The 24,938-nt window shown below is 51.8% G+C and carries 26 protein-coding genes; 8 read left to right on the top strand and 18 right to left on the bottom strand.

Annotated features, from left to right (window positions below; genetic code table 11):
* Positions 1-246: 246 nt before the first annotated feature.
* Positions 247-1,464 carry an alanine transaminase AlaA gene (alaA, locus tag N7268_RS17015; RefSeq protein ID WP_198903505.1) on the top strand — a complete coding sequence of 406 codons (1,218 nt, stop codon included), beginning with the start codon at positions 247-249 and terminating at the stop codon, positions 1,462-1,464.
* Between the two features lie 83 nt (positions 1,465-1,547).
* On the top strand, positions 1,548-2,147 hold the full coding sequence (yfbR, locus tag N7268_RS17010; protein WP_198903504.1) for a 5'-deoxynucleotidase: 600 nt from the start codon (positions 1,548-1,550) through the stop codon (positions 2,145-2,147).
* Positions 2,148-2,195: 48 nt separating this feature from the next.
* On the opposite strand, the gene N7268_RS17005 is transcribed toward yfbR, so the two are convergent.
* The 4 genes from N7268_RS17005 to yfbV all read right to left on the bottom strand — a co-directional run bounded on the left by N7268_RS17005 (position 2,196) and on the right by yfbV (position 5,809).
* Positions 2,196-4,028 carry an SLC13 family permease gene (locus tag N7268_RS17005; protein WP_260863798.1) on the bottom strand — a complete coding sequence of 611 codons (1,833 nt, stop codon included), beginning with the start codon at positions 4,026-4,028 and terminating at the stop codon, positions 2,196-2,198.
* Positions 4,029-4,105: 77 nt separating this feature from the next.
* Positions 4,106-4,783, bottom strand: a complete 678-nt coding sequence (locus tag N7268_RS17000; RefSeq protein ID WP_260864691.1) for a sugar phosphatase — start codon at positions 4,781-4,783, stop codon at positions 4,106-4,108.
* The gene (locus N7268_RS16995) at positions 4,776-5,270 is read right to left on the bottom strand and encodes a YfbU family protein (protein WP_198903502.1); all 495 of its coding nucleotides are present in this window, start codon (positions 5,268-5,270) and stop codon (positions 4,776-4,778) included. The genes N7268_RS17000 and N7268_RS16995 overlap by 8 nt, the downstream gene beginning before the upstream one ends.
* 83 nt (positions 5,271-5,353) lie before the next feature.
* Positions 5,354-5,809 carry a terminus macrodomain insulation protein YfbV gene (yfbV, locus tag N7268_RS16990; protein ID WP_045445597.1) on the bottom strand — a complete coding sequence of 152 codons (456 nt, stop codon included), beginning with the start codon at positions 5,807-5,809 and terminating at the stop codon, positions 5,354-5,356.
* Between the two features lie 338 nt (positions 5,810-6,147).
* On the opposite strand from yfbV, the gene ackA reads away from it, so the two are divergent.
* Both ackA and pta read left to right on the top strand, forming a co-directional pair.
* Entirely contained in the window at positions 6,148-7,350 is a 1,203-nt protein-coding gene (gene ackA / locus N7268_RS16985) for an acetate kinase (RefSeq protein ID WP_198903500.1), read from the top strand.
* A gap of 197 nt (positions 7,351-7,547) precedes the next feature.
* Complete coding sequence (gene pta / locus N7268_RS16980) at positions 7,548-9,692, top strand: phosphate acetyltransferase (RefSeq protein WP_260863797.1); 2,145 nt, start codon at positions 7,548-7,550, stop codon at positions 9,690-9,692.
* 86 nt (positions 9,693-9,778) lie between these two features.
* Here pta and yfcD read toward each other — a convergent pair whose 3' ends face one another.
* The 3 genes from yfcD to yfcF are packed head-to-tail and all read right to left on the bottom strand — an operon-like array spanning position 9,779 to position 11,632.
* Positions 9,779-10,321 (bottom strand): NUDIX hydrolase YfcD, encoded by a 543-nt coding sequence (gene yfcD / locus N7268_RS16975; RefSeq protein ID WP_198905356.1) that lies wholly within the window; start codon positions 10,319-10,321, stop codon positions 9,779-9,781.
* Between the two features lie 59 nt (positions 10,322-10,380).
* Positions 10,381-10,932 carry a phosphodiesterase gene (gene yfcE, locus N7268_RS16970; RefSeq protein ID WP_260863796.1) on the bottom strand — a complete coding sequence of 184 codons (552 nt, stop codon included), beginning with the start codon at positions 10,930-10,932 and terminating at the stop codon, positions 10,381-10,383.
* A gap of 55 nt (positions 10,933-10,987) precedes the next feature.
* Positions 10,988-11,632: a glutathione transferase gene (gene yfcF / locus N7268_RS16965; RefSeq protein WP_260863795.1), complete on the bottom strand. Its 645-nt coding sequence runs from the start codon at positions 11,630-11,632 to the stop codon at positions 10,988-10,990.
* 215 nt (positions 11,633-11,847) lie between these two features.
* On the opposite strand from yfcF, the gene yfcG reads away from it, so the two are divergent.
* The 4 genes from yfcG (at position 11,848) to N7268_RS16945 (ending at position 14,391) form a co-directional block, all read left to right on the top strand.
* Positions 11,848-12,474, top strand: a complete 627-nt coding sequence (gene yfcG / locus N7268_RS16960) for a GSH-dependent disulfide bond oxidoreductase (protein WP_260863794.1) — start codon at positions 11,848-11,850, stop codon at positions 12,472-12,474.
* A gap of 64 nt (positions 12,475-12,538) precedes the next feature.
* Positions 12,539-12,901 (top strand): dihydroneopterin triphosphate 2'-epimerase, encoded by a 363-nt coding sequence (gene folX / locus N7268_RS16955; RefSeq protein WP_005129505.1) that lies wholly within the window; start codon positions 12,539-12,541, stop codon positions 12,899-12,901.
* A gap of 19 nt (positions 12,902-12,920) precedes the next feature.
* Positions 12,921-13,814, top strand: coding sequence for a TIGR01777 family oxidoreductase (locus N7268_RS16950; RefSeq protein ID WP_260863793.1), 894 nt, complete (start codon positions 12,921-12,923; stop codon positions 13,812-13,814).
* A 70-nt stretch (positions 13,815-13,884) separates the two neighbouring features.
* Positions 13,885-14,391: a GNAT family N-acetyltransferase gene (locus N7268_RS16945; RefSeq protein ID WP_260863792.1), complete on the top strand. Its 507-nt coding sequence runs from the start codon at positions 13,885-13,887 to the stop codon at positions 14,389-14,391.
* Between the two features lie 51 nt (positions 14,392-14,442).
* On the opposite strand, the gene hisP is transcribed toward N7268_RS16945, so the two are convergent.
* The 11 genes from hisP to accD form a co-directional block, all read right to left on the bottom strand.
* Positions 14,443-15,216 (bottom strand): histidine ABC transporter ATP-binding protein HisP, encoded by a 774-nt coding sequence (hisP, locus tag N7268_RS16940; protein WP_260863791.1) that lies wholly within the window; start codon positions 15,214-15,216, stop codon positions 14,443-14,445.
* 7 nt (positions 15,217-15,223) lie between these two features.
* On the bottom strand, positions 15,224-15,937 hold the full coding sequence (gene hisM / locus N7268_RS16935) for an ABC transporter permease (protein WP_198903492.1): 714 nt from the start codon (positions 15,935-15,937) through the stop codon (positions 15,224-15,226).
* Positions 15,934-16,620 (bottom strand): histidine ABC transporter permease HisQ, encoded by a 687-nt coding sequence (locus N7268_RS16930; protein WP_198903491.1) that lies wholly within the window; start codon positions 16,618-16,620, stop codon positions 15,934-15,936. The genes hisM and N7268_RS16930 overlap by 4 nt, the downstream gene beginning before the upstream one ends.
* 199 nt (positions 16,621-16,819) lie before the next feature.
* Positions 16,820-17,602, bottom strand: a complete 783-nt coding sequence (gene hisJ, locus N7268_RS16925; protein ID WP_003028120.1) for a histidine ABC transporter substrate-binding protein HisJ — start codon at positions 17,600-17,602, stop codon at positions 16,820-16,822.
* Between the two features lie 245 nt (positions 17,603-17,847).
* Positions 17,848-18,630, bottom strand: coding sequence for a lysine/arginine/ornithine ABC transporter substrate-binding protein ArgT (argT, locus tag N7268_RS16920; RefSeq protein WP_198903490.1), 783 nt, complete (start codon positions 18,628-18,630; stop codon positions 17,848-17,850).
* Between the two features lie 287 nt (positions 18,631-18,917).
* On the bottom strand, positions 18,918-19,487 hold the full coding sequence (locus N7268_RS16915; RefSeq protein ID WP_260863790.1) for a UbiX family flavin prenyltransferase: 570 nt from the start codon (positions 19,485-19,487) through the stop codon (positions 18,918-18,920).
* Between the two features lie 97 nt (positions 19,488-19,584).
* Positions 19,585-21,102, bottom strand: a complete 1,518-nt coding sequence (purF, locus tag N7268_RS16910) for an amidophosphoribosyltransferase (RefSeq protein ID WP_198903488.1) — start codon at positions 21,100-21,102, stop codon at positions 19,585-19,587.
* 33 nt (positions 21,103-21,135) lie between these two features.
* Positions 21,136-21,624, bottom strand: a complete 489-nt coding sequence (gene cvpA, locus N7268_RS16905) for a colicin V production protein (RefSeq protein WP_096756345.1) — start codon at positions 21,622-21,624, stop codon at positions 21,136-21,138.
* 246 nt (positions 21,625-21,870) lie between these two features.
* Positions 21,871-22,527 carry a cell division protein DedD gene (dedD, locus tag N7268_RS16900; RefSeq protein WP_198903487.1) on the bottom strand — a complete coding sequence of 219 codons (657 nt, stop codon included), beginning with the start codon at positions 22,525-22,527 and terminating at the stop codon, positions 21,871-21,873.
* The gene (gene folC / locus N7268_RS16895; protein ID WP_260863789.1) at positions 22,517-23,785 is read right to left on the bottom strand and encodes a bifunctional tetrahydrofolate synthase/dihydrofolate synthase; all 1,269 of its coding nucleotides are present in this window, start codon (positions 23,783-23,785) and stop codon (positions 22,517-22,519) included. Before folC ends, dedD begins: the two co-directional genes overlap by 11 nt.
* Before the next feature lie 192 nt (positions 23,786-23,977).
* Positions 23,978-24,892: an acetyl-CoA carboxylase, carboxyltransferase subunit beta gene (gene accD, locus N7268_RS16890; RefSeq protein WP_198903485.1), complete on the bottom strand. Its 915-nt coding sequence runs from the start codon at positions 24,890-24,892 to the stop codon at positions 23,978-23,980.
* Positions 24,893-24,938: the final 46 nt, after the last annotated feature.

The following is a 24,938-nucleotide window of genomic DNA, read 5'->3' as shown; positions in this document are numbered from 1 at the left end:
ATTTTTAGCCAAATAAACGACCACAATCAAAGCGCCGATGCAAAATTAAAAGCTATAAATATAAATACATATAGAATATAACTCTTATTTATTGTCATTTTACAGCTATTAAAAGTGAATTATAACTACACATCATTCAAAATCTTCTACTAAAGACCCTTCAAAACTCACCGTCCTGGGAGTACATTGTTCTGTGCTGACTTCCACGGCAGGGAGTGGCATTCACAGCTAAAAAGGTCAAGATTCATGTCCCCCATTGAAAAATCCAGCAAATTAGAAAACGTCTGTTATGACATTCGCGGCCCGGTTCTGAAGGAAGCAAAGCGCCTGGAAGAAGAAGGCAATAAGGTTCTGAAACTGAATATCGGCAACCCGGCGCCATTTGGGTTTGAAGCCCCCGATGAAATTCTGGTTGATGTGATCCGCAATTTGCCAACAGCGCAAGGATATTGCGACTCAAAAGGTCTTTATTCAGCCCGAAAAGCGATCATGCAGCATTACCAGGCCCGTGGAATGCGTGACGTAACGGTGGAAGACATTTATATCGGGAACGGGGTTTCCGAATTGATCGTCCAGGCGATGCAAGCCTTGCTGAACAGTGGGGACGAAATGCTGGTGCCGGCGCCGGATTATCCGTTGTGGACCGCGGCGGTGTCGCTCTCCAGCGGTAACGCCGTACACTATTTATGTGATGAGTCTTCAGACTGGTTCCCGGATCTTGACGATATTCGTGCCAAAATTACCCCGCGTACACGTGGGATCGTCATCATCAACCCCAACAATCCAACCGGCGCCGTTTATTCCAAAGAGCTGCTGATGGAGATTGTTGAGATTGCTCGCCAAAATAATCTCATTATTTTTGCTGACGAGATTTACGATAAAATTCTCTACGATGACGCCGAACACCACTCTATCGCGGCCATGGCTCCTGACCTGCTGACTATCACATTCAACGGCTTGTCAAAAACCTATCGCGTCGCGGGCTTCCGCCAGGGATGGATGGTACTGAACGGGCCGAAAAAGCACGCCAAAGGGTATATCGAAGGCCTCGAAATGCTGGCCTCTATGCGTTTGTGCGCCAACGTTCCTGCGCAGCATGCCATCCAGACCGCGTTGGGTGGATACCAAAGCATTAGCGAATTCATCATGCCAGGCGGACGCCTGTATGAGCAGCGCAACCGCGCATGGGAATTGCTCAACGATATTCCCGGCGTCTCCTGCGTTAAGCCACGCGGCGCATTGTATATGTTCCCGAAAATTGACGCGAAGCGGTTCAATATTCATGACGACCAGAAGATGGTGCTCGACTTCCTGTTACAGGAAAAAGTGCTGCTGGTTCAGGGTACCGCTTTCAACTGGCCATGGCCGGATCACTTCCGTATCGTGACGCTGCCGCGTATTGACGATATTGAAATGTCACTGAGCAAGTTTGAGCGTTTCCTGTCAGGTTATCGTCAGCTGTAACCACGCAAAGTGCTACTGGGTTTGCATCCGGTAGCACTCTCTGCGCAAAATACCTTTACTGAAGTCACTGAGTAAGGGTCGTTATGAAGCAGAGCCATTTTTTTGCCCACCTCTCCCGTCTGAAGCTCATTAACCGCTGGCCGCTGATGCGCAATGTGCGTACCGAAAACGTGTCTGAGCATAGCCTGCAGGTTGCGATGGTCGCCCATGCGCTCGCGGCTATCAAGAATCGTAAATTTGGTGGCCAGGTTAATGCCGAACGGATTGCGCTGTTGGCAATGTATCACGATGCCTCCGAAGTGCTGACCGGCGACCTCCCTACCCCGGTTAAATACTTCAATTCGCAAATTGCCCAGGAATACAAAGCCATAGAGAAAATTGCCCAGCAGAAACTGGTCGATATGGTTCCTGATGAACTGCGCGACATTTTTGCTCCGCTCATTGATGAACACGCCAGCAGCGATGAAGAGAGAGCGATTGTTAAGCAGGCGGATGCGCTTTGCGCCTATCTGAAGTGTCTGGAAGAATTGTCAGCCGGTAATAATGAGTTCCTGCTGGCGAAAACACGGCTGGAAAAAACACTGGAGTCACGTCGTAGTGAAGAGATGGACTATTTTTTAGAGGTGTTCGTACCAAGCTTTCACTTGTCGCTGGATGAGATTAGCCAGGACTCCCCTTTGTGATGTTTTACCGGATGGCGACTTGTTGCCATCCGGTAATTGACTTAAAAATCAAAACGGAAACAGCATCGGGATCATGACCACGCATACTGCCATAACAATAATCGTAAACGGCACGCCAATTTTCACGAAGTCGCTGAAACTGTAGTTGCCCGGCCCCAGTACCAGCGTGTTTACGGGTGAAGAAACCGGTGTCATAAAGGCTGCGGAAGCCGCCATCGCAATCACCATCGCGAAAGGATACGGCGAAACCCCCATCGTCTTTGCCGCCGCCAGCGCAATTGGCGCCATCAGAACCGCCGTCGCCGTATTGGAGATAAAGAGTCCGATGGTGGCACACAGCACAAACAGACAGCCCAACATCATATACGGGCCATAACCCCCACCGACATCCATCAAGCCTTTCACGACCAGATCCACACCCCCGGTCTTTTGTAGCGCCAGTGCAAAAGGCATCATCCCAACGATCAAAATAATGCTCGGCCAGTGAATCGCTTTATAAGCACTCTCGGCATCAATACAGCGAAATTTACCCATCAGCAGACAAGCGATGATCGCAGCAACCGTATTGGGGATTTCATCCGTCAGCATCAGGGCGACCATCAGCACCAGACAGAAAATTGCATGCGGCGCCTGGCTGTGTGCAGGTGAAGCTTCACTCACCTCGACAGGCATGTTCAGAACCACAAAGTCGCGCCCTTTTTTTCCCAACAGGGTGATGAGTTTCCAGTTTCCGACCACCAGAATAATGTCGCCCATCAGCAGTGGTTCATCCACCACCACCCCGCTCATCGCCGTTCCATCTCGCTTCACGCCAACGACATTCAGCCCATAGCGCGTACGAAATGCGATTTCCCGCACCGTTTTACCAATCAACTCCGATTCAGGGATCAGTGAAATCTCGGCCATCCCAACGTCGAGTGCCTGCTCAGAAAAATATTCACCGCGGAGCACCATGGGTTCCAGCAGTTGTTCGCTACAAAATTCACGCAAATCCACATCGGCGGCGGACATATCGATCAACAAAACGTCGCGGGCTCGAAACTCTGAAACCCCGTTAACATCCACAATGACGCGGCGAAAACGCCGCCAGCGCTCGACACCAATCACGTTCGCGCCGTAGCGTTCGCGGAGTTTAAGATCGTCAAGACGCTGGCCAATCATCGGCGACCCCGGGCGAATTGCCAGGCGGCGGGCGCGCCCCGTCAGGCGATACTCTTTGATAAGGTCACGAAAGGTCCGGCGTTTCCAGCCATCGCCCTGCTGGCCGGAATCGTCGCCTTTCAGCATAAAGCGCATCAGCAACATATAAATGATGCCAAACACGAGCACCACCAGACCCAACGGCGTGACGCTAAAAAAGCTGAAACCGTTAAGCCCTTCGCGCAGTAACTCACTATTGACGACCAGGTTTGGCGGCGTAGCCACCAGCGTCATCATGCCGCTGATTAGCCCGGCAAAACTGAGCGGCATCATCAGACGTGAGGGGGATATTTGCATGCGCATGGAAACGCTAAGGACAACCGGTATAAAGATGGCGACAACGCCTGTCGAACTCATAAACGCGCCAAGTCCGGCGACGGTTATCATCAGCAACACCAGCATTTTTACTTCGCTACTGCCTGCCACCTTCACCAGCCAGGCCCCCATCACCGTCGCAACACCGGTTCGTACCAGGCCATCGCCAATGATAAATAACGCCGCTATCAAAATAACGTTAGGATCGCTGAACCCGGAAAAGGCCTCTGAAATGCTCAATGTTCCACTCAGAACAAAGGCAATAATGACCAGCAGAGCGACGGCATCCATACGCACTCTGCCAGTTGCAAACAAGACGACGGCAATCGCCAGCAATGAGAGAACCCATATCAATTCACCGTTCACAACTTATCCTTGTAAAATGAGGGGGATGGACTGATTCTGCCATAAAAAAGCCCCAACAATCTGGGGCTAAATCATAATCAGGTATTTCTTGTCACGACCACATTTCCGTTGGGTTGTTTGGTCACAGAAATCTGTTCCAGACTGGTCAATGCAAAGTCTACCTCATCCAGACGCGGAGTCTCCTCCGGGGCGTTAACCGCAATAACATGACACCCTGCCGCAAGCCCGGAAAGCACGCCTGCTGGCGCATCCTCGACCACGGCACACTCTTGTGGCGTCAAACCAAGCAGCTGAGCGCCTAGCAGGTACGCATCGGGTTCTGGCTTACCTCTTTTCACGCGTTCGGCAGTGACAAACACCTCTGGCGCAGGAAGGCCCGCAACACGATGACGCGCCCGCGCCACCGGCATTGAACCTGAAGTCACAATCGCCCAGGGAATCCCCGTTTTATTCAGGTGATTCAGTAATTCAATCGCGCCAGGCAGCGCGGTGATCCCGGCAGTTTCAGTCGCTTCTATTTGCTCCAGACGCGTAAACTCTGCGGCGATCTCCGCTTCAGACTTACCCACCATAAAGTGTCGCAGGGACGTAATCGCCTGCTTGCCATGAATAAAGCCCAGCACTTCATCGTGATCAAGGCCAAAGCGGTCGGCCCAGTTACACCATGCTCGTTCTACTGCTGGAAGGGAATCAACCAGTGTTCCGTCCAGATCAAACAGAAAGCCTTTGCACTGCACGCTCGCCCCCTCAGGCATTAATGATTTGGTTAATTTCATTTGAGCTCAGATGATACTGACGCGGGCAGGAATGCCAGACGTTCAGCATACGCTGATACTTTTCCCACATCGGCGTTTGGGCATTAAAGCCATGCGTGCCGGCATCAAAATGGGTATAGCGACCTTCCACGTTCACCATAAAACGGACGTACCCGAGGAAACGGGCTTCTGTTGCGGCATCAAAGCCCAGAAACGTCACGCGGCGCTCATCAATGGTTTGCGCATCTTTAAGGTTAGTCCAGGACACATGTAATGCGTGATACATCTCCATAATATCGATAATCGTACGGCAGGTTTCTTCCGTTAATTCACCAAACTCACGATCAAGCTCGCGCATCTGCAAGCCGTAACCGCGTTCAATAATCGTCTGCAAGCGACGATAACGCTCGGCGTTGCCAGGGTCGAGCATAGTCATCATTTTGTACTGGTTAGACAAAATAAGACGTTGAGCGTTGGTCATTTCCATTTGGGACTCCTGTATCACTACTACTGAGATGAAAAAAAAGAAGGCATCTTGTGCCTTCTTTTATATGCGTAATCAGGGATCAATTACAAATCATCGAGGAAAGTTTTATCCAGTTGTTTGAAGGCGCGCTTAAGCGTGTCAGCTAACGCCTGGTAATCAGGCTTCCCTTCAACGGGTGCCAGCGCCTGCCCGGCCTCTTGTAATTTACCCCGAACTTCATAAAACCAATTGAGAATCGAAGGCGGCAACGGCGTAACCGAGCGCTTACCCAGCCACCACATGCCCTGCATTGGCAAACTCAGCGCGAACAACGCCGTGGCCACGGCCGGTCCCAACTGACCGCCCAATGCAATTTGCCAGCATAAGGTGAATACGGCGATAGGCGGCATGAAACGCGTCGCGTAACGCGTCATACGAATCACGCGATTCTCAACAAAAACGGGCGCTAAGCGCTTTTCCATCGGCCACGTCTTTGCATAATGCTGCCCCCGGCGAAACAAACTAAAAAAATTTACGGAGCGATTATCCGGTGTGGACATGGCGGTTACCTCAACTTCACATATAAAAATTAAAAAATTTGTGCAAAACAACAACTACACGGGACATCGTTCAAAACATTTTGTCTTCGATACCCACAATCAGGTATCCTGTGTCGGCCTGTAAGGCCTTTAGTCCAAAATCATTGAGTCGTCAAATTGGCATACAGTATGCCATTGGCTGAAAAATACGCAAAATGACATAGACTCAAAGGTATTTATTCCATCGTGCCCAAAAAAAGAATGGCGCATGATGTTAATCATAAACGTCGGTGTCATCATGCGCTACGCTCTATGGCTCCTGACGTTTTTTTAGCCACGTATCATAAATAGGTACTTCCATGTCGAGTAAGTTAGTACTGGTTCTGAACTGCGGTAGCTCCTCACTGAAATTTGCCATCATCGATGCAGTAAACGGTGAAGAATACCTTTCTGGTTTAGCCGAATGTTTCCATCTCCCAGAAGCACGTATCAAGTGGAAAATGGACGGCGGTAAACAAGAAGCGGCTTTAGGTGCAGGCGCCGCTCACAGTGAAGCGCTGAACTTTATCGTTAACACTATTCTGGCACAAAAACCAGAATTGTCTGCGCAATTGACAGCAATTGGTCACCGTATCGTACACGGCGGCGAGAAGTATACCAGCTCCGTAGTGATCGACGATTCCGTTATCCAGGGCATCAAAGATTCTGCTTCTTTCGCTCCGCTGCATAACCCGGCTCACCTGATCGGTATTGCAGAAGCACTGAAATCCTTCCCTAATCTGAAAGACAAAAACGTGGCTGTATTTGACACTGCGTTCCATCAGACTATGCCGGAAGAATCTTACCTCTACGCTCTGCCGTACAGCCTGTACAAAGAGCACGGCGTTCGTCGTTACGGCGCACACGGTACCAGCCACTTCTTCGTGACTCAGGAAGCGGCAAAAATGCTGAACAAACCGGTTGATGAACTGAACATCATCACTTGCCACCTGGGCAACGGCGGTTCTGTTTCTGCTATCCGTAACGGTAAATGTGTTGATACCTCCATGGGTCTGACCCCGCTGGAAGGTCTGGTGATGGGTACACGTTCCGGTGACATCGACCCGGCGATCATCTTCCACCTGCACGACACCCTGGGCATGAGCGTTGACCAGATCAACAAAATGCTGACCAAAGAGTCTGGCCTGCTGGGTCTGACCGAAGTCACCAGCGACTGCCGTTATGTTGAAGATAACTACACCACCAAAGAAGACGCTAAACGTGCAATGGACGTTTACTGCCACCGTCTGGCGAAATACATCGGTTCTTACACCGCGCTGATGGATGGTCGTCTGGATGCTGTTGTCTTCACCGGCGGTATCGGCGAAAACGCAGCGATGGTGCGTGAACTGTCTCTGGGCAAACTGGGCGTTCTGGGCTTTGAAGTTGATCACGAACGTAACCTGGCCGCTCGTTTCGGCAAATCTGGCTTCATCAACAAAGAAGGTACCCGTCCTGCGGTGGTTATCCCAACCAACGAAGAACTGGTTATCGCGCAAGACGCGAGCCGTCTGACTGCCTGATTTCACACCGCCAGCTACACCCTAAATAATTCGAGTTGCAGGAAGGCGGCGACGTAGCGAATCCCCAGGAGCGTACACCAGTACGTGACTGGGGTGAGCGAAGAAAGCCAACGCACATGCAACTTGAAGTATGACGGGAGCTGGTGGTGCCGTTTTGTAACCCGCCTGAAACGGGCGGTAACGAAAGAGGATAAACCGTGTCCCGTATTATTATGCTGATCCCTACCGGAACCAGCGTCGGCCTGACCAGCGTCAGCCTCGGCGTGATCCGCGCTATGGAACGCAAAGGCGTTCGTCTGAGCGTCTTTAAGCCAATCGCTCAACCGCGCGCCGGTGGCGATGCGCCAGACCAGACTACCGCTATCGTACGTGCTAACTCTTCTCTGCCGGCTGCTGAGCCGCTGAAGATGAGCCACGTTGAATCTCTGCTTTCCAGCAATCAGAAAGATGTGCTGATGGAAGAGATCATCGCGAACTATCACGCGAACACCAAAGACGCTGAAGTGGTGCTGGTTGAAGGCCTGGTTCCAACCCGTAAGCATCAGTTCGCTCAGTCCCTGAACTTTGAGATCGCGAAAACGCTGAACGCAGAAATCGTCTTCGTTATGTCTCAGGGTACTGACACCCCGGAACAGCTGAACGAGCGTATTGAACTGACTCGTAGCAGCTTCGGCGGCGCCAAAAACACCAACATCACCGGCGTTATCGTTAACAAACTGAACGCACCGGTTGATGAGCAGGGCCGTACTCGCCCGGATCTGTCCGAGATTTTCGACGACTCCTCCAGAGCGAAAGTGATCAAAGTTGATCCGGCAAAACTGCAAGAATCCAGCCCACTGCCTGTTCTCGGCGCGGTGCCATGGAGCTTTGATCTGATCGCAACACGTGCAATCGATATGGCGCGTCACCTGAACGCCACCATCGTTAACGAAGGCGATATCAATACCCGTCGCGTTAAGTCTGTGACTTTCTGCGCACGCAGCATTCCGCATATGCTGGAACACTTCCGTGCAGGTTCTCTGCTGGTCACTTCCGCTGACCGTCCGGACGTACTGGTTGCAGCATGCCTGGCAGCAATGAACGGCGTGGAAATCGGTGCCCTGCTGCTGACTGGCGGTTACGAAATGGACGCGCGCATCACTAAACTGTGCGAACGTGCATTCGAAACCGGTCTGCCGGTATTCATGGTAAACACCAACACCTGGCAGACCTCCCTGAGCCTGCAGAGCTTCAACCTGGAAGTTCCGGTTGACGATCACGAGCGTATCGAAAAAGTTCAGGAATACGTTGCGAACTACATCAACGCTGACTGGATCGAATCTCTGACGGCGACCTCTGAGCGTAGCCGTCGTCTGTCTCCGCCAGCATTCCGTTATCAGCTGACTGAACTGGCGCGTAAAGCCGGTAAACGTGTTGTTCTGCCGGAAGGCGACGAACCACGTACCGTTAAAGCGGCAGCCATCTGTGCTGAACGTGGTATCGCGACTTGCGTACTGTTGGGGAACCCGGATGAGATCACTCGCGTTGCCGCATCTCAGGGCGTTGAGCTGGGTGCAGGCGTAGAAATCGTTGACCCGGATGTGGTTCGCGAAAGCTACGTTGCTCGCCTGGTCGAACTGCGTAAAAACAAAGGGATGACCGAAACCGTTGCCCGCGAACAGCTGGAAGACAACGTGGTTCTCGGTACTCTGATGCTGGAACAGGACGACGTTGACGGTCTGGTATCCGGTGCCGTTCACACCACCGCGAACACCATTCGTCCGCCGCTGCAGCTGATCAAAACTGCACCGGGTAGCTCCCTGGTGTCTTCCGTGTTCTTCATGCTGCTGCCGGATCAGGTTTATGTTTACGGCGACTGCGCGATCAACCCGGATCCGACTGCAGAACAGCTGGCCGAAATCGCCATCCAGTCTGCTGAATCCGCGATTGCCTTCGGTATCGAACCGCGCGTAGCAATGCTCTCCTACTCCACCGGTACCTCTGGTGCGGGTAGCGATGTAGAGAAAGTTCGCGAAGCGACACGTCTGGCGCAGGAAAAACGTCCTGACCTGATGATTGACGGCCCGCTGCAGTACGACGCCGCTGTGATGGCTGACGTTGCGAAATCCAAAGCGCCGAACTCTCCGGTTGCAGGTCGCGCTACCGTGTTCATCTTCCCGGATCTGAACACCGGTAACACCACCTACAAAGCGGTACAGCGTTCAGCCGACCTGATCTCCATCGGGCCGATGCTGCAGGGTATGCGCAAGCCGGTGAACGATCTGTCTCGTGGTGCGCTGGTAGATGATATCGTCTACACCATCGCTCTGACTGCGATCCAGTCTTCTCAGCAGCAGCAGTAATATCTCGCCGGATAATCGAACAGGTTATCCGGTAATGAGACAAAAAAGGCAGCCATCAGGCTGCCTTTTTACTGTGCAAAACAGTATTAGTCTGTTTCTTCCGCCGCGGCGGTTTCATTCTTCGCGTTACGGGTCATCCACAGCGCCAGCGCTTTCAGTGAATCCGGCGTGAATTCGTCACAGCGCGCGGTGATTTCTTCCGGCGTCAGCCAGCAAACTTCGCTGATTTCTTCTTCCTGGAGCGCAAACGGTCCGTGGGAAACACAGCTAAAGAGCGCCCCCCACACACGACAGTTTTTATCTTCAAAATAAAACTGCCCGTGCTCGGCAAACGGTACACCCGCAATGCCCAGTTCCTCTTCTGCTTCACGACGAGCAGAGTCCAGAAGATGCTCATCTGCCTGAACGACGCCGCCAGCAGTGGCATCCAGCATTCCAGGTAGAAAATCTTTTGTCTCTGTGCGACGCTGAACCAGAATTTTTCCCATGCCATCATGCACAACGATGTACGTTGCACGGTGACGTAAGCATTGCGCCCGCATTTGTTCCCGGCTGGATTGTGCAATGACTTCGTTGTCTTCATTCACAATATCCACCCATTCCGTACTTGCCAAACGACGCTGTTCCACCATCAGGAAACCTTCTTTTCTCTAGCGCTCTTACGGCGCGTTTACGTTTGTGGGGTAAATTACGGATTAATCTCTATCTGTGCAATGATACTTTGATCATTGAGTGCCATTACGCTGAGAATGTCATCATCCAGAATCCCATAGCTTGCCTTAAAGCCCCCCTTCGGAAGGCTGACCGACCCTGGGTTAAAATGATAGATATGCTCACGTTTCTCGGCAACGGGCAGATGAGTATGCCCATAAACCAGCACATCCCCGGGACTTAGGGGGGGAAGATTTCCCGGACCAAAAAGATGTCCGTGCGTCAAAAAAAGACGCTGCTTTTCTGTCAGAATTTGCTGCCAGGGCGCGGTTATCGGAAAATTCAGGAGCATTTGGTCCACTTCGCTGTCACAGTTGCCCCGCACCGCAATAATACGCGAAGCATGCTCATTCAGACGCTCAGCAACCTGAGCGGGCGCATAGCCTTCCGGCAACGCATTACGCGGCCCGTGATTTAATACATCACCCAATATCACCAGCCATTGCGCACCGCTTTGAGCAAATCGATCAAGAACGCATTCCGTGGCTGGCAACGAACCATGAATGTCCGATGCGAACATCAGTTTCATCACTCACTCCTCGTCGTAAAATACCTTTTAATAATACTGGATTACGGCCTGATGATCAGTAGGAACGCTTCGCTGAAAGCGCAATAAAACGCTGTACTGACGCACGTTGCCACTGGAACGCAGCATATTCAGCCAACGGTTCCGGGACATCATCGCCGTTAAGCACCAGACGATTAAGCATTAGCGCTAAATCACTGTCTGCGATACACCATTCACCAAATAAATTGGGCTTACCATGAGCCAGTAAGCTGCTCGCTGTAGCGAACAGTTTTTCTACGCTCAACCGCCCTGCTTCGCTGAGCGGACCTTTCTTCACACCAGCAAAGACCACGTCCGTTGCACGCTCTTCGCGTACAGGCATCAGATCGCTACGCAGCCAGGCCTGAACCTGACGAGCGCGGGCCCGTTTTTGGATATCGTGAGGGTAAATTCGTTCCCACTGCGGCGGCGCGAAACGCTCTTCAAGAAACTCTGCAATCGCCGAGGATTCGCTCAGTTCAAAACCATCAATCTCAAGCACCGGTACGCGACGCGTGAGCGCATACCCTTGCCAGGACGGCTGTAAATGCTCGCCACTGCTGAGATCGACAGTTTTCAGTGTGAAAGGCAGCCCTTTCTCTTGCAGAGCGACATAAACAGACAACACGTACGGGGAGAAAAAGTTAGCATCTGACCACAGCGTAATTGCAGGTTTGCTCATAGTATCCTCAGAAGTGTATTAGCTTACTTTCAAAATATAGAGTCTTTCTGAGTCTGTCACCTGAGGAAAACTCACGCACGCGCGCTGGTTGCCCTTTCATACTTTACGTTGCCTGTACGCTGGCTTTTGCCCGGCCATACGGGCTTCATCCAACGCGAATTATTTAGGGTATATACTTGTTATTACCAGACACAATGTAGAAAACGGGAGTTAAGATGATTGATCTCTACTACACCCCAACGCCTAACGGACACAAAATTACGTTGTTTCTGGAAGAGGCGCAGTTGAAGTACCGTTTAATCCGTGTAGATATCAGCAAAGGTAATCAATTTCACCCCGATTTTCTGGCTATCTCTCCAAACAATAAAATCCCTGCCATTATCGATCATGCTCCGGAAGACGGTGGGAAACCGCTCAGCCTGTTTGAGTCGGGCGAGATTTTACTTTACCTGGCAGAAAAGAGCGGCAAGTTGCTCAGTGGTGAATTACGTGAACGTCATACCACGCTGCAGTGGCTTTTCTGGCAGGTGAGTGGTTTGGGTCCCATGCTGGGACAAAATCACCATTTTAATCACTTTGCGCCACAGACTATCCCGTACGCGATTGAGCGGTATCAGGTTGAAACACAGCGTCTGTACAACGTCATGAATAAACGGCTGGAAACCTCCCCCTGGCTGGGTGGCGATCACTACAGCATCGCCGATATCGCCTGCTGGCCATGGATTAACGCTCACCAGCGCCAGCGCATCGATCTCGATAACTATCCGGCGGTCAACAATTGGCACGAACGCATCCGTACGCGTCCTGCTACGGAACGCGCAATGCAACAAGCGACAGAGTGAGAAGAAGTCACGCAATTAGGTTCTCGTGTATCATGTAAAGGTTCATACATGGAGGAAACCTGCAATGTCACAACCTGACGCTATTATTCGTATAAAAAACCTTCGTTTGCGCACCTTTATCGGCATCAAAGAAGAGGAGATTCTTAACCGACAGGATATCGTCATCAACATCGCCATCCACTACCCCGCCGATAAAGCTCGCACCAGCGAAGATATCAATGACGCGCTGAATTATCGCACGATCACCAAGAGCATCATTTCGCATGTCGAGAGTAACCGCTTCTCATTGTTAGAAAAATTAACTCAAGATGTGCTCGATATCGCACGCGAACATCACTGGGTCACTTATGCTGAAGTAGAGATCGATAAACTTCACGCATTGCGTTATGCCGACTCTGTTTCCATGACGTTGAGCTGGCAGCGCTAATCGTTATCCGGGAGGCGACATGCAGATTCTGATAACCGGTGGTACTGGCCTGATTGGACGCCATCTGATCCCCCGACTGTTGGAACTGGGGCATCAGATTACCGTTGTGACACGTACCCCTGATAAAGCCCGACAGATTCTGGTCTCCCGGGTCACGCTTTGGAAAGGGCTCGAGGGTAGACACAACCTCAATGACATAGACGCTGTCATTAACCTTGCCGGCGAGCCTATCGCAGATAAACGCTGGAGTGCCGAGCAAAAAGAACGTCTGTGCCAGAGTCGCTGGGGTATCACACAGAAACTGGTCGATTTGATCAATGCCAGTGACTCGCCGCCTTCCGTACTGATTTCCGGTTCTGCGGCTGGATACTACGGTGATTTAGGCGAAATTGTCGTCACGGAAGATGAGCCACCGCATAACGAATTTACCCATAAGTTATGCGCCCGATGGGAGCAAATCGCCAGCGGTGCGCAAAGTGATAAAACACGCGTGTGTCTCCTGCGCACCGGTGTCGTGCTGGCCTCCGCTGGCGGGATTCTGGCGAAGATGATCCCTCCGTTTCGCCTGGGCTTAGGTGGGCCTATCGGTAATGGGCGCCAGTATCTGGCCTGGATTCATATCGACGATATGATCAACGGTATTATCTGGTTGCTGGATAACGATTTACGCGGCCCCTTCAACATGGTCTCACCCTACCCGGTGCGTAACGAACAATTTGCGCACGCGTTGGGCCATGCCCTGAACCGCCCGGCCATCGTACGCGTGCCCGCGACCGCTATGCGGTTACTGATGGGGGAGTCCTCCGTGCTGGTGTTAGGCGGACAGCGGGCGTTACCCAAACGGCTGGAGGCTGCCGGTTTTGCATTTCGTTGGTACGATTTAGAGGAAGCGCTGGCGGATGTCATCCGATAGTTCCCGACGCTATTCATGGTCGCCGTTGCGGTGATAAAGTGATATTTCTGATTTCCGCAATGGCGACGTGATGGCAATAATAATGACTCCCCGACTCACCCTCTCTTTGTATCAACTCTCCGACTGGTCATTCTTTCTGAGAATGCACGAGAATCCCGATGTTATGCGTTTCATGAGTTCTATCGCCCCGGCGAAAGACACTCGCCTGTTATTCGCCAGACGTCTTGCCGCACAGCATACCTTCGTTATCCGACAGCATAACAATCCGACTGCACTGGGCGACATTGGCTTACAGATTAGCCACCTTTATCCCCAGGAAGCCGATCTTGGCTACGCCATCATGCCACTCGCACAGGGAAAAGGTATCGCCAGCGAGGCCGTTCGCGCGGTATGCGACTATGCCTTTCAACGCACCAGCGTCACGGCGATAAACGCCTATGTATTAGCGGAGAATAAAGCGTCAGTGCGTATTCTGGAAAAGACAGGATTTGTACGCACTCAGGTGTTGGAAAAAGCGTATGAGATTGATGGAATAGCCTACGACGACTGGGTTTATCGTCTCGAAAGCGGTCAATAGTCAGCGGGGTCGCCCCCGGCTGACTACGTCACATTGTGGGTAATCACAGCGTTATTTCAGCGATCCTTTGAGAAATTGCTGCAAACGCGGGCTTTGCGGGTTACCAAAAACCTGCTCTGGTTCCCCCTCTTCCTCGATTTTGCCCTGATGCAGGAAAATCACGTGCGTTGAAACATGGCGGGCAAACCCCATTTCGTGGGTCACGACCACCATGGTTTTTCCCTCTTCAGCCAGCTGTTGCATAATACGCAACACTTCGCCTACCAGCTCCGGGTCAAGCGCAGATGTCGGCTCATCGAACAGCAGAACTTCTGGCTCCATGGCTAATGCACGCGCGATGGATACGCGCTGCTGCTGACCACCAGACAGGTGCACTGGGTATTTTCCCTGCGCACGTTCGTCGATGCCCACTTTAGCCAGGTACTTCACCGCACGGTCACGCGCTTCCTGCTTGCTTAAACCCAACACCTGAATCGGCGCTTCCATGACGTTTTCCAGCACGGTCATATGGCTCCACAAGTTAAAGTGCTGAAAGACCATCGTCAGTCGCGTACGCAGCAGGCGTAGCTGGTTTTTATCCGCCACTTTCAGTTGACCGTCTTTGTCGCGCACCAGCGCGATATTCTGGCCGCTTACAACAATGGAGCCGGCGCTCGGCTTTTCAAGAAAGTTAATGCAGCGCAGAAAGGTACTTTTGCCGGAACCTGACGAACCAATAATGCTAATAACATCACCCGCATTGGCCTGCAGCGACACCCCTTTCAACACTTCATGTTCGCCATAGTGTTTGTGTAAATCGATTACGTTTAATTTATTCTCAGACATCATGTTCTCAGTGCGTCGAAGGTTTTACATGCTGCAACCAGCGTTTTTCCGCTTTACGGAACAGACTGATCAGGACATACGAAATCATCAAATACAGTACCGCGGCAATACCGAACGCGGTAAATGGCTGGTAAGTTGCCGAGTTAATGTCGCGGGCGATTTTCAACAAATCCGGCACCGTGGCCGTAAATGCCAGCGCCGTAGAGTGCAGCATCAAAATGACTTCGTTACTGTATGCAGGCAACGCAATACGTAATGCGGAAGGCAAAATAATGCAGCGATACAGCTTGAATGAGGAGAAACCGTAGGCACGCGCAGCTTCAATCTCGCCATGTGGCACTGAACGGATAGCTCCGGCAAATATCTCAGTGGTATAAGCGCACGTATTCAGCGTTAGCGCAAGCACGGTGCAATTCAGACCGCTGCGGAAAAACGCATTGAGGAAGTCCGTCCCTTTGACGATCTCCAGCGTGTACATACCGGAATAAAACACCAGCAACTGAACGTAAAGCGGCGTTCCACGAAAAATATAGGTAAATAACCAGATAGGAAACTGAATAAACTTATTGCTGGAAACGCGGCCGATCGCCAAAAACAGCGCCAGAATCCCGCCCATCACCACGGAAGAGATCAGCAACCACAGCGTGATCGCCACGCCCGTATAGCGATAGCCATCGCTCCACAGCAGGGATTTCCAGTACTCCTGAATAATCTCAATCACAGGTCAGCCCTCTTCACACCCACGGAATAGCGGCGCTCAAGGTAAAGCAGCACACCATTAGATACAGTGGTAAACACCAGATAGATGACCCCGCATACCACGGCAAAATAGAACGGTTCCCATGTGCTCTTACCGGCAAGTTGGGTGGCTTTCACCACATCTTCAAGACCGAGCAGCGACACCAGCGCCGTGGCCTTGAGAATAACCTGCCAGTTATTACCAATCCCCGGTAAGGCATAGCGCATCATGGCCGGAAACATAATGCGGCGAAAAATCTGTGAGCGGGTAAAACCGAATGCCGTCGCCGCTTCGATATGGCCTCTGGGAACCGCCATAAACGCGCCACGGAAAGTTTCGGTAAAGTAGGCGCCATAGATAAAGCCGAGGGTGATAATCCCCGCCACCATCGGATCAATATCGATCTGGCTGGTCCCGATTGCATCGGTCACTGAATTAAGTGCGATTTGTAACCCGTAAAAAATGAGCAGCATCAAGACGAGATCGGGTACGCCGCGAATAAGCGTCGTATACCCTTCGAAAATAAGCCCCATTGCCCGACTTTGCGATAGCTTCGCGCCCGCGCCGACAAGACCTATCAAGACTGCCAGCACGACAGAGCTGAGAGCCAGCTCCAGCGTAACAATCGCGCCCTGTAAAATAACACCTGAAAAGCCATACAACATGCTGCCTGTCCTGTCGTGTGTGGTGGAGTAACAAGCCTCTTTTGAGAACGGCGACAAACCGGGTTCATACGGATGGCAACGCTACAGCGTCTAATCAGGCCTACAAATCACGCTACCCTGTAGGCCTGAAAAACACCGCGCCATCAGGCATCACCCCGGCATGTCCACCCTCTATGGGCTTTATCAGCACCTGCGGTGATTAACCGCCGTAAACATCAAAATCAAAGTACTTTTTCGCCAACTTCTCGTAAGTACCGTCAGCACGCATTTCTGCAAATGCTTTATTCAGCGCTTCGCGCAGTTCGTTATCGTCTTTACGCAGGCCCATGCCGGTACCGACGCCGAACAGTTTCTCGTCTTTTACAGACGGGCCGCCGAATTTGTAATCTTTACCGACGGGCTGCTTCAGAAAGCCTTCGCTGGCAGCGACTTCATCCTGGAAAGCGGCGTCAATACGTCCGGCAGTCAGGTCAGAATAGATATTGTCCTGGCCCTGATAGGAGACAATCTCAATACCTTTTGGCGCCCAATGTTCGTTGCCAAAGGTTTCCTGGGTGGTGCCCTGCAGCACACCAACACGTTTACCTTTCAGAGACTCAATCGTCGGCTGGATAGCAGAATCTTTCGCGACAACCAGGCGAGAGTCAGCGGCATAAAGCTTGTCGGTAAAGGCGATCTCTTGTTGACGTTTTTCCGTGATGGAAAGTGAAGACATGATCGCGTCGATTTTCTTCGCTTTTAACGAAGGGATCAGTGCATCCAGCGGGTTTTCCACGAAAGTACATTGTGTATTAATACGTTTGCAGAGCTCTTTCGCCAGATCGATATCAAAACCAACCAATTCACCCTGTGCATTTTTTGATTCAAACGGGGCATAGGTAGGATCGGTACCGATACGAATTTTTTGCGGAATGGCTGCAAATGCTGCGGTAGCACTGGAGAAAGCCAGGACCAGAGAAAGAGACAACACCAGTTTTTTCATAACTATCCTCAACAGACTGTCTTTATAGGGGATCTTTACAGGACCAGGTGCAGTTATCGTGCCATTAATCAGGCCGACAAGGCAAAGCATTCTACCCTGCCGGCAGTATTATTTTGCATGAAAAACGCTTAAGTATGCATTCATGCTCATTTAGTCAGCGATAAAAGCACCAAAACAGTGCACTGAATTCATCATGCACCGTAATGGTTAACCCCTACGGTGCAATCCATTCCCGTATCGGCGTATTAATCGCCGTAGACATTAAAGTTAAAATACTTTTTCGCCATTTTGTCGTAGGTGCCATCCTGACGCAGTTCACCCAGCGCTTTATCAAAAGCGGCTTTCAGCTCGACATCATCTTTACGTAAACCGATCCCGGTACCGTCACCGAAATATTTTTTGTCTTTTACGGAAGGACCTGCAAACGCATAGCCCTTACCAGCAGGTTGTTTCAGGAAGCCTTCGCTGGCTGCCACTTCATCCTGCAGCGCCGCATCCAGACGGCCTGCCGTCAGGTCAGAATAGATAAGATCCTGGTTCGCATAGGCAACAACATCTACGCCCTTACTGCGCCAGTTATCATTGGCATAGGCTTCCTGAGTCGAGCCCTGCAGTACGCCGACATGTTTACTTTTCAGTGAATCAAGCGTCGGCTGGATGGGGGAACCTTCCGCGGCGATCAGACGCGAGTCTGCTGCGTAAAGTTTGTTTGAGAAGGCAATCTCTTGCTGGCGTTTTTCAGTGATAGAAAGCGAGGAGATGATCGCATCAATTTTTTTCGCTTTCAGCGAGGGGATCAGCGCATCAAAGTCACTGGCAACCCAGGTACATTTGATCTGCATACGCTTACACATCTCATTGCCGAGATCGATATCAAACCCGACAAAATCTCCTTTGGCATCTTTAGAGGAAAAAGGTGCGTAGGTTGTATCTGTACCAATACGAACTGTCTGCGGAAGTGCTGCGTAGCTGGCCGCGGTTGCGGAAAGTCCTACCAGCAAAGACAAAGCAAGAACCGTCTTCTTCATACATAACCCTCAAGTGGCGTAATTTTATTATGTTTTACGTTGTGTTGTGTGTTTGCAGACTTTTTCATGCAGGTCTTATGCCATTTTCGCGTCGATGAGGATATTCGACGTTAAATATGTTAATAAAACGTTGCAATATTGTCCTGATTTTGAAGATAGCAGGTATGACGGTTGAACCGCAGCGTTTCGTTGTGTTTTAACGAATTAAATGTTGAGGATATGATCGCGGTTACAAAATTGCCCTGAAACAGGGCAACGAATGCAGCGACGCACACTGACGGAGCGGCTTATGCGCCCTGCCAGCGGGTGAAGAGATCTTGCGGGAGACTGATATCAAACTGGTCGAGTACCCGATTAACCGTTTGATTAATCACGTCATCAAGTGTTTGCGGGCGATGATAAAACGCCGGGACAGGTGGCATAATTACCGCGCCAATTTCTGCCGCCTGTGTCATAAGCCGTAGATGCCCAAGATGCAGCGGCGTTTCACGGACACACAGCACCAGCGGTCGGCGCTCTTTCAATACCACGTCAGCGGCACGGGTCAGCAGCCCATCAGTATAGCTGTGGACAATGCCAGAGAGTGTCTTAATTGAACAGGGAAGGATGACCATTCCGGCCGTCTGGAAAGAGCCCGATGAGATACTGGCGGCAATATCACGCGTATCGTGATTCACATTTGCTAATGCCTGTACGTCACGTACGGACAGATCGGTTTCCAGCGCCAGCGTCTGCCGCGCCGCCTGGCTCATCACCAGATGGGTTTCCACATCCGCGACATCACGTAAAACCTGTAACAGGCGCACGCCATAAATGGCACCGCTTGCGCCGCTGATCCCTACGATGAGTCGTTTCATGTTTATTCGCCCTTTCTTGCTTCAGGGCTGACTTTGCAGGATTTTGCGAGGAGTTGCAAGTAAGGGCGCGGCTGCGCCCTTACCTGAAGAAGGATAATTAACCTTCGTTGTGCATTTCGAGGTTTTCGACTTCGTTCTGACGTTGTACCGCTTTGGCATCGTCGTTACGCAAAGTATCCAGAAAATCGAGATATTGCTGGTCAACATCTTTGGTCACGTACACACCGTTAAACACGGAACATTCAAACTGCTGAATATCCGGGTTCTCAGCGCGTACGGCTTCAATCAAATCGTTCAGATCTTGGAAAATAAGACCGTCTGCGCCAATTATCTGGCGGATCTCGTCGACTTCACGCCCGTGGGCAATCAGTTCTGTCGCCGTCGGCATATCAATGCCGTAAACATTCGGGAAGCGGATTTCCGGTGCAGCGGAGGCCAGATACACCTTCTTCGCTCCCGCTTCACGCGCCATCTCGATAATCTGTTCTGAGGTCGTTCCCCGCACGATGGAATCATCCACCAGCAGCACATTCTTATCGCGGAATTCAGCGCGGTTCGCATTCAGCTTACGGCGTACGGATTTGCGACGCAGTTGCTGACCCGGCATGATGAAGGTACGACCGACATAGCGATTTTTCACAAATCCCTGACGGTACGGTTTGCCGAGAATACGGGCGATTTCCAGCGCAATATCACATGAGGTTTCCGGAATCGGGATCACCACGTCGATATCCAGATCTTCCCACTCGCGCGCAATTTTTTCGCCAAGCTTGGTGCCCATATTCACACGAGCGCTGTAGACGGAAATTTTGTCGATAAAGGAGTCAGGACGCGCAAAGTAGACGTATTCGAACAGGCACGGGTTGCTGACCGGGTTATCTGCACACTGGCGGGTAAACAGCTGGCCTTTCTCAGTGATGTAGACCGCTTCGCCTGGTGCAACGTCACGCAGGAATTCAAAGCCCAGCGTATCCAGCGCCACGCTTTCGGAGGCAACCATATATTCGGTACGACCATCGCCAATATCGCGTTTGCCGAGCACCAACGGACGGATACCGTTAGGATCGCGGAAGGCGACCATGCCGTGACCGATAATCATCGCCACGCAGGCATATGCGCCGCGGATCTGACGGTTGGTAGCAGCGATCGCAGCAAAAATATTATCGGCTTCCAGCGGGTAATGGCGGAAGTTATCCAGCTCGCTGGCGAAAATATTCAGCAGAATTTCAGAATCGGAAGTGGTGTTGATGTGACGGCGCTTTTCTTCAAACAGCTTTTTACGCAGCTCATGCGCATTGGTCAGGTTGCCGTTGTGGGCAAGCGTAATACCATACGGTGAGTTAACGTAAAAAGGTTGAGCTTCGGAGGCGCTGGAGCTGCCAGCCGTTGGGTAACGCACATGGCCGATGCCCATATTGCCCTGCAAACGCTGCATATGGCGAGCTTCAAAAATGTCGCTCACCATCCCGTTCGCTTTTCGCAAGCGGAAGCAGTTATTGGCATCAATAGTGATGATGCCCGCGGCATCCTGACCACGATGCTGAAGCACCGTTAACGCGTCATAAATCGACTGGTTTACCGGCATAACACCGGCGATACCGACAATACCGCACATACGTCTTTTCCTCGTTCAGCAACGACCCAAAGTTTATACTTTGGGCAAGAAACTTGACGAGCTTTGCAGATAGTCAAAGAACCATCTGATGATAAAACTGAACTGCGGGATAAGCTGCGACTTACTCCAGTCTTCACTTTTCGACACACCGGTAAACGTATCGAGAAAGAACAGTATGGCGGCGACGATCAACGCTCCTCGCAGAGCACCAAAGCAGATCCCCAGCACCCTGTCAGTACCTGACAGCCCTGTTTTCTCCACCAGCTGGCCTATCACAAAGTTAACGATAGCGCCGACGATAAGTGTCGCGATAAACAGTATCGCGATAGCAATCCCATTTCGAACCAGTTCGTCTTCAAAGCCCGTAAACCAGACAGACAGGTAAGTGTAGTAATGGCTGGCGACAAAGAAAGCACAACCCCAAGTCACCAACGATAATGCTTCACGAACAAAGCCACGGATCAGGCTAACCAGACAGGAAAAACCAATCACCGCGATAATGGCGTAATCAATCCAGACCATATGTGTCCCACGATTTTACGCCCTGTCGTCCTGTTCGGGGCGCATTCTAACAGAAAAAGAAAACGTTTGCGTAGGGATTTCCTTGCCACGCGTAAATAAAAATGGCGCTGAAAAAATCTTCAACGCCATCGAACTTTTTGCCTCTTCGGGCATTGCCGGAAGCGGTGCGAGCACCTTCTCCGGCCTACAACATATCGATACAGTAGGCCCGATAAGACGCGAAGCATCGTCATCAGGCACCCTACCTTAGTTCGGGCTGTAACCCATCACGACGCCGCTCAATCCGGAGATTTTCTGCAGCTCGCCCAACGAGTTTTTCAGTTTATCCCTGGAAGCGTCAGGCCCCACGAGAATACGGGTGATTTTACCCTGCACTGGCGTTGACGGGGAAGTATATACCCGGAAGCCAGCGCCACGAAGTTTACCCACGATCTCGTTGACCTTATCGGCATTTTTCAACGCACCGAGTTGCACAACGTACGCCTTCCCTGTCGGAGCAGGCGTTTCTTCAGCGACAGGTTTTGGCGCAGGCGCCGGTGCCGGAGTGACGGCAACAGGTTGCGGCTTCGGTTTGGGTTTAGGCGGTTCGACAGGCGCCGGTATTGGATCAAGATCCGCACTGCTTGTCGTCGCCAGGCGCGAGGGATCCAACGACGGCGCGGCAGCATCACCCGCACGTACCTCTTCTGCCGCCCCTTCAGGTGGCTGTGTCGGCAGAGCCTGCGTCGCCGCAGGCATCATATCAGGCTCATCGCGATCGCCGGGTTTAGGCACCAGCGGGATCGCCGCAAACTCGTCCTGATAATGCTTCTTCTGCCCGTCAAGCAGCCCGGGAAGCACAATCACCCCAAGCGCAACCAGCACAATGGTGCCAACTAATCGATTCTGAAACTTACTCGCCACCGCTTCTCCCCACGTCTATGACTTCCATGACATGTGCGACAGTGTGAAACGATCCACACACCAACACGGTATCTTCTGGTTTTGCATTTGCCAGCGCCGCATGCCATGCCTCAGCAACGCTGCCATAGGCTTCACCGTTACCCAGATGCTCCAGCAGTTGTTCTGCGGTCGCACCACGCGGCCCTTCCAGGGGCGCACAATACCAATCGTTAACCACGCTTTTCAACCAGGCCAACGTACCGGCAATGTCTTTATCATGTAGCATACCGATAACCGCAAGTATGCGCCCGTTTTTCACTAACTTTTTCAGACGTCCGGTTAGATATTCTGCCGCATGAGGATTATGGGCGACGTCGAAAATCACCCGTGGCGACTCGCTCACAATCTGGAAGCGTCCCGGTAAAATGGCCTGCTCAATGCCCTCACGAATGGCCTGTTCACTCACATTAAGCCCACTGGTCCGAAGCGCAGCCAGTGCGGTCGCGGCATTCGGTTGCGGAACCTGTGGTAATGGCAGGTGCGCCAGCGTACCGTGGCTATCTGTAAAGGACCAGTCGTTCTCTGTGACGGCATAGCGCCAGTCCACACCACAACGCTGTAAAAATGCCCCGGTCTCTTGCGCCACATCCGCGATGGTGTAAGGCATTTCCGGCTCGCCGACGATAGCCGGTTTTTCTGCGCGGAAAATCCCTGCTTTTTCACGGCCAATACTTTCGCGATCCGGTCCCAGCCAGTCGGTATGGTCAAGTGCAATACTGGTGACTACCGCGACATCAGCATCGACGATATTGGTAGCATCAAGACGTCCACCCAGACCCACTTCCAGAATCACCACATCAAGCTGGGCTTGTTTAAACAGCCACAACGCCGACAACGTGCCATATTCAAAATAGGTCAGCGAAATTTCGCCACGTGCCGTTTCAATCTCAGCAAAAGAAGCGGTATGTGCGCCTTCCGGGAGCTCACGTCCCTGAACGCGAACGCGTTCTGTATAACGCACCAGATGGGGAGAGCTGTACACCCCGACTTTGTAACCCGCCGCGGTCAGTACAGACTCCAGCGTACGGCAGGTCGTACCTTTACCGTTCGTTCCCGCCACTGTAAAAACAAAAGGCGCAGGTTTCAGTATGCCCAGCTTACGGGCGACCTGACTGACGCGCTCAAGGCCCAAATCGATGGTTTTACTGTGCAGGTTTTCCAGATAAGAAAGCCACGACGCCAGGGGCGACGCGGCTTGAGGAATACGTTTATTGTCCATGATGCCCGTAGATTCGTTACGTTGAGAAAAGCAAAAGGCAGCGCCGACCGGCCCTGCCCTTTTGTACTCGTCGCCTTTCAAGTTGCAGGAGTGTTAGCGGTACTCGCTCGCCCGACTCACTTAACGGTGTAAGTTCATCGGGATGCACTCTCTTGCTGCCTTCCTGCAACTCGAAATCCATAGAGTAAACTATCAGGCCTCTGATTCCTGATCGGGTACCGGCGGTACCACCACGCCTTCACGCGGTTCATCCGGGTTTGGCGCAGGGAGATTCATCAGCTTCGCCAGAACACTCGCCAGTTTCAGGCGCATTTCCGGGCGACGAACGATCATATCAATCGCGCCTTTTTCAATCAGGAACTCACTACGCTGGAATCCCGGCGGCAGTTTCTCACGTACAGTTTGCTCGATAACGCGCGGACCGGCAAAACCGATCAACGCTTTCGGCTCAGCAACGTTGAGATCACCCAGCATTGCGAAGCTCGCTGAAACGCCACCCATTGTTGGGTCGGTCAGCACAGAAATATACGGTAAACCGCGCTCCTGCATTTTCGCCAGTGCGGCAGAGGTTTTTGCCATCTGCATCAGTGACATCAGCGCTTCCTGCATACGCGCCCCGCCTGACGCGGAGAAGCAGATCAGCGGACAGTTGTCTTCCAGCGCCTGCTCTACGGCACGAACGAAACGTGCGCCAACCACGGAACCCATGGAGCCGCCCATAAAAGAGAACTCGAATGCAGCAGCAACAACCGGCATACCATGCAGTGTGCCTTTCATTACCACCAGCGCATCTTTCTCGCCAGTTTCTTTCTGCGCAGACGCGAGTCTGTCTTTGTATTTCTTGGAATCACGAAACTTCAGCACGTCTTTCGGCTCAAGCTCGCTACCCAGTTCCACAAGAGAACCTTCATCTAACAGGCTATGCAGGCGATTGCGCGCCGACATGCGCATATGATGGTCACACTTCGGACAGACCTCAAGATTACGTTCCAGCTCAGCACGGTATAAAACCTGACCGCAGCTATCACACTTGGTCCACACCCCTTCAGGAATGCTTGCCTTGCGGGTGGGAGTAATGTTGCTTTTAATTCGTTCAATCCAGCTCATTGGTGACCTTTCTGCCTGAACCTTAGTCAGTTTTGTTATAAGGGGC

Source organism: Citrobacter sp. Marseille-Q6884, from assembly GCF_945906775.1.
Taxonomy (GTDB): Bacteria; Pseudomonadota; Gammaproteobacteria; order Enterobacterales; family Enterobacteriaceae; genus Citrobacter.
This window is presented reverse-complemented; position numbering and strand designations above follow the sequence as displayed.

Bases quoted from the DNA above. Each gene is read 5' to 3' on its own strand.
- folC (WP_260863789.1), bottom strand. From the start codon at position 23,785: ATGGACAATAAACGTATTCCTCAAGCCGCGTCGCCCCTGGCGTCGTGG.
- purF (WP_198903488.1), bottom strand. From the start codon at position 21,102: ATGTGCGGTATTGTCGGTATCGCCGGTGTTATGCCGGTAAACCAGTCG.
- hisP (WP_260863791.1), bottom strand. From the start codon at position 15,216: ATGTCTGAGAATAAATTAAACGTAATCGATTTACACAAACACTATGGC.
- N7268_RS16950 (WP_260863793.1), top strand. From the start codon at position 12,921: ATGCAGATTCTGATAACCGGTGGTACTGGCCTGATTGGACGCCATCTG.
- N7268_RS16930 (WP_198903491.1), bottom strand. From the start codon at position 16,620: ATGTTGTATGGCTTTTCAGGTGTTATTTTACAGGGCGCGATTGTTACG.
- N7268_RS17000 (WP_260864691.1), bottom strand. From the start codon at position 4,783: ATGCCTGAGGGGGCGAGCGTGCAGTGCAAAGGCTTTCTGTTTGATCTG.
- N7268_RS16945 (WP_260863792.1), top strand. From the start codon at position 13,885: ATGGCAATAATAATGACTCCCCGACTCACCCTCTCTTTGTATCAACTC.
- cvpA (WP_096756345.1), bottom strand. From the start codon at position 21,624: ATGGTCTGGATTGATTACGCCATTATCGCGGTGATTGGTTTTTCCTGT.
- yfcG (WP_260863794.1), top strand. From the start codon at position 11,848: ATGATTGATCTCTACTACACCCCAACGCCTAACGGACACAAAATTACG.
- yfcF (WP_260863795.1), bottom strand. From the start codon at position 11,632: ATGAGCAAACCTGCAATTACGCTGTGGTCAGATGCTAACTTTTTCTCC.
- yfbR (WP_198903504.1), top strand. From the start codon at position 1,548: ATGAAGCAGAGCCATTTTTTTGCCCACCTCTCCCGTCTGAAGCTCATT.
- yfbV (WP_045445597.1), bottom strand. From the start codon at position 5,809: ATGTCCACACCGGATAATCGCTCCGTAAATTTTTTTAGTTTGTTTCGC.
- ackA (WP_198903500.1), top strand. From the start codon at position 6,148: ATGTCGAGTAAGTTAGTACTGGTTCTGAACTGCGGTAGCTCCTCACTG.
- N7268_RS16995 (WP_198903502.1), bottom strand. From the start codon at position 5,270: ATGGAAATGACCAACGCTCAACGTCTTATTTTGTCTAACCAGTACAAA.
- hisJ (WP_003028120.1), bottom strand. From the start codon at position 17,602: ATGAAAAAACTGGTGTTGTCTCTTTCTCTGGTCCTGGCTTTCTCCAGT.
- alaA (WP_198903505.1), top strand. From the start codon at position 247: ATGTCCCCCATTGAAAAATCCAGCAAATTAGAAAACGTCTGTTATGAC.
- argT (WP_198903490.1), bottom strand. From the start codon at position 18,630: ATGAAGAAGACGGTTCTTGCTTTGTCTTTGCTGGTAGGACTTTCCGCA.
- yfcE (WP_260863796.1), bottom strand. From the start codon at position 10,932: ATGAAACTGATGTTCGCATCGGACATTCATGGTTCGTTGCCAGCCACG.
- folX (WP_005129505.1), top strand. From the start codon at position 12,539: ATGTCACAACCTGACGCTATTATTCGTATAAAAAACCTTCGTTTGCGC.
- N7268_RS16915 (WP_260863790.1), bottom strand. From the start codon at position 19,487: ATGAAACGACTCATCGTAGGGATCAGCGGCGCAAGCGGTGCCATTTAT.
- accD (WP_198903485.1), bottom strand. From the start codon at position 24,892: ATGAGCTGGATTGAACGAATTAAAAGCAACATTACTCCCACCCGCAAG.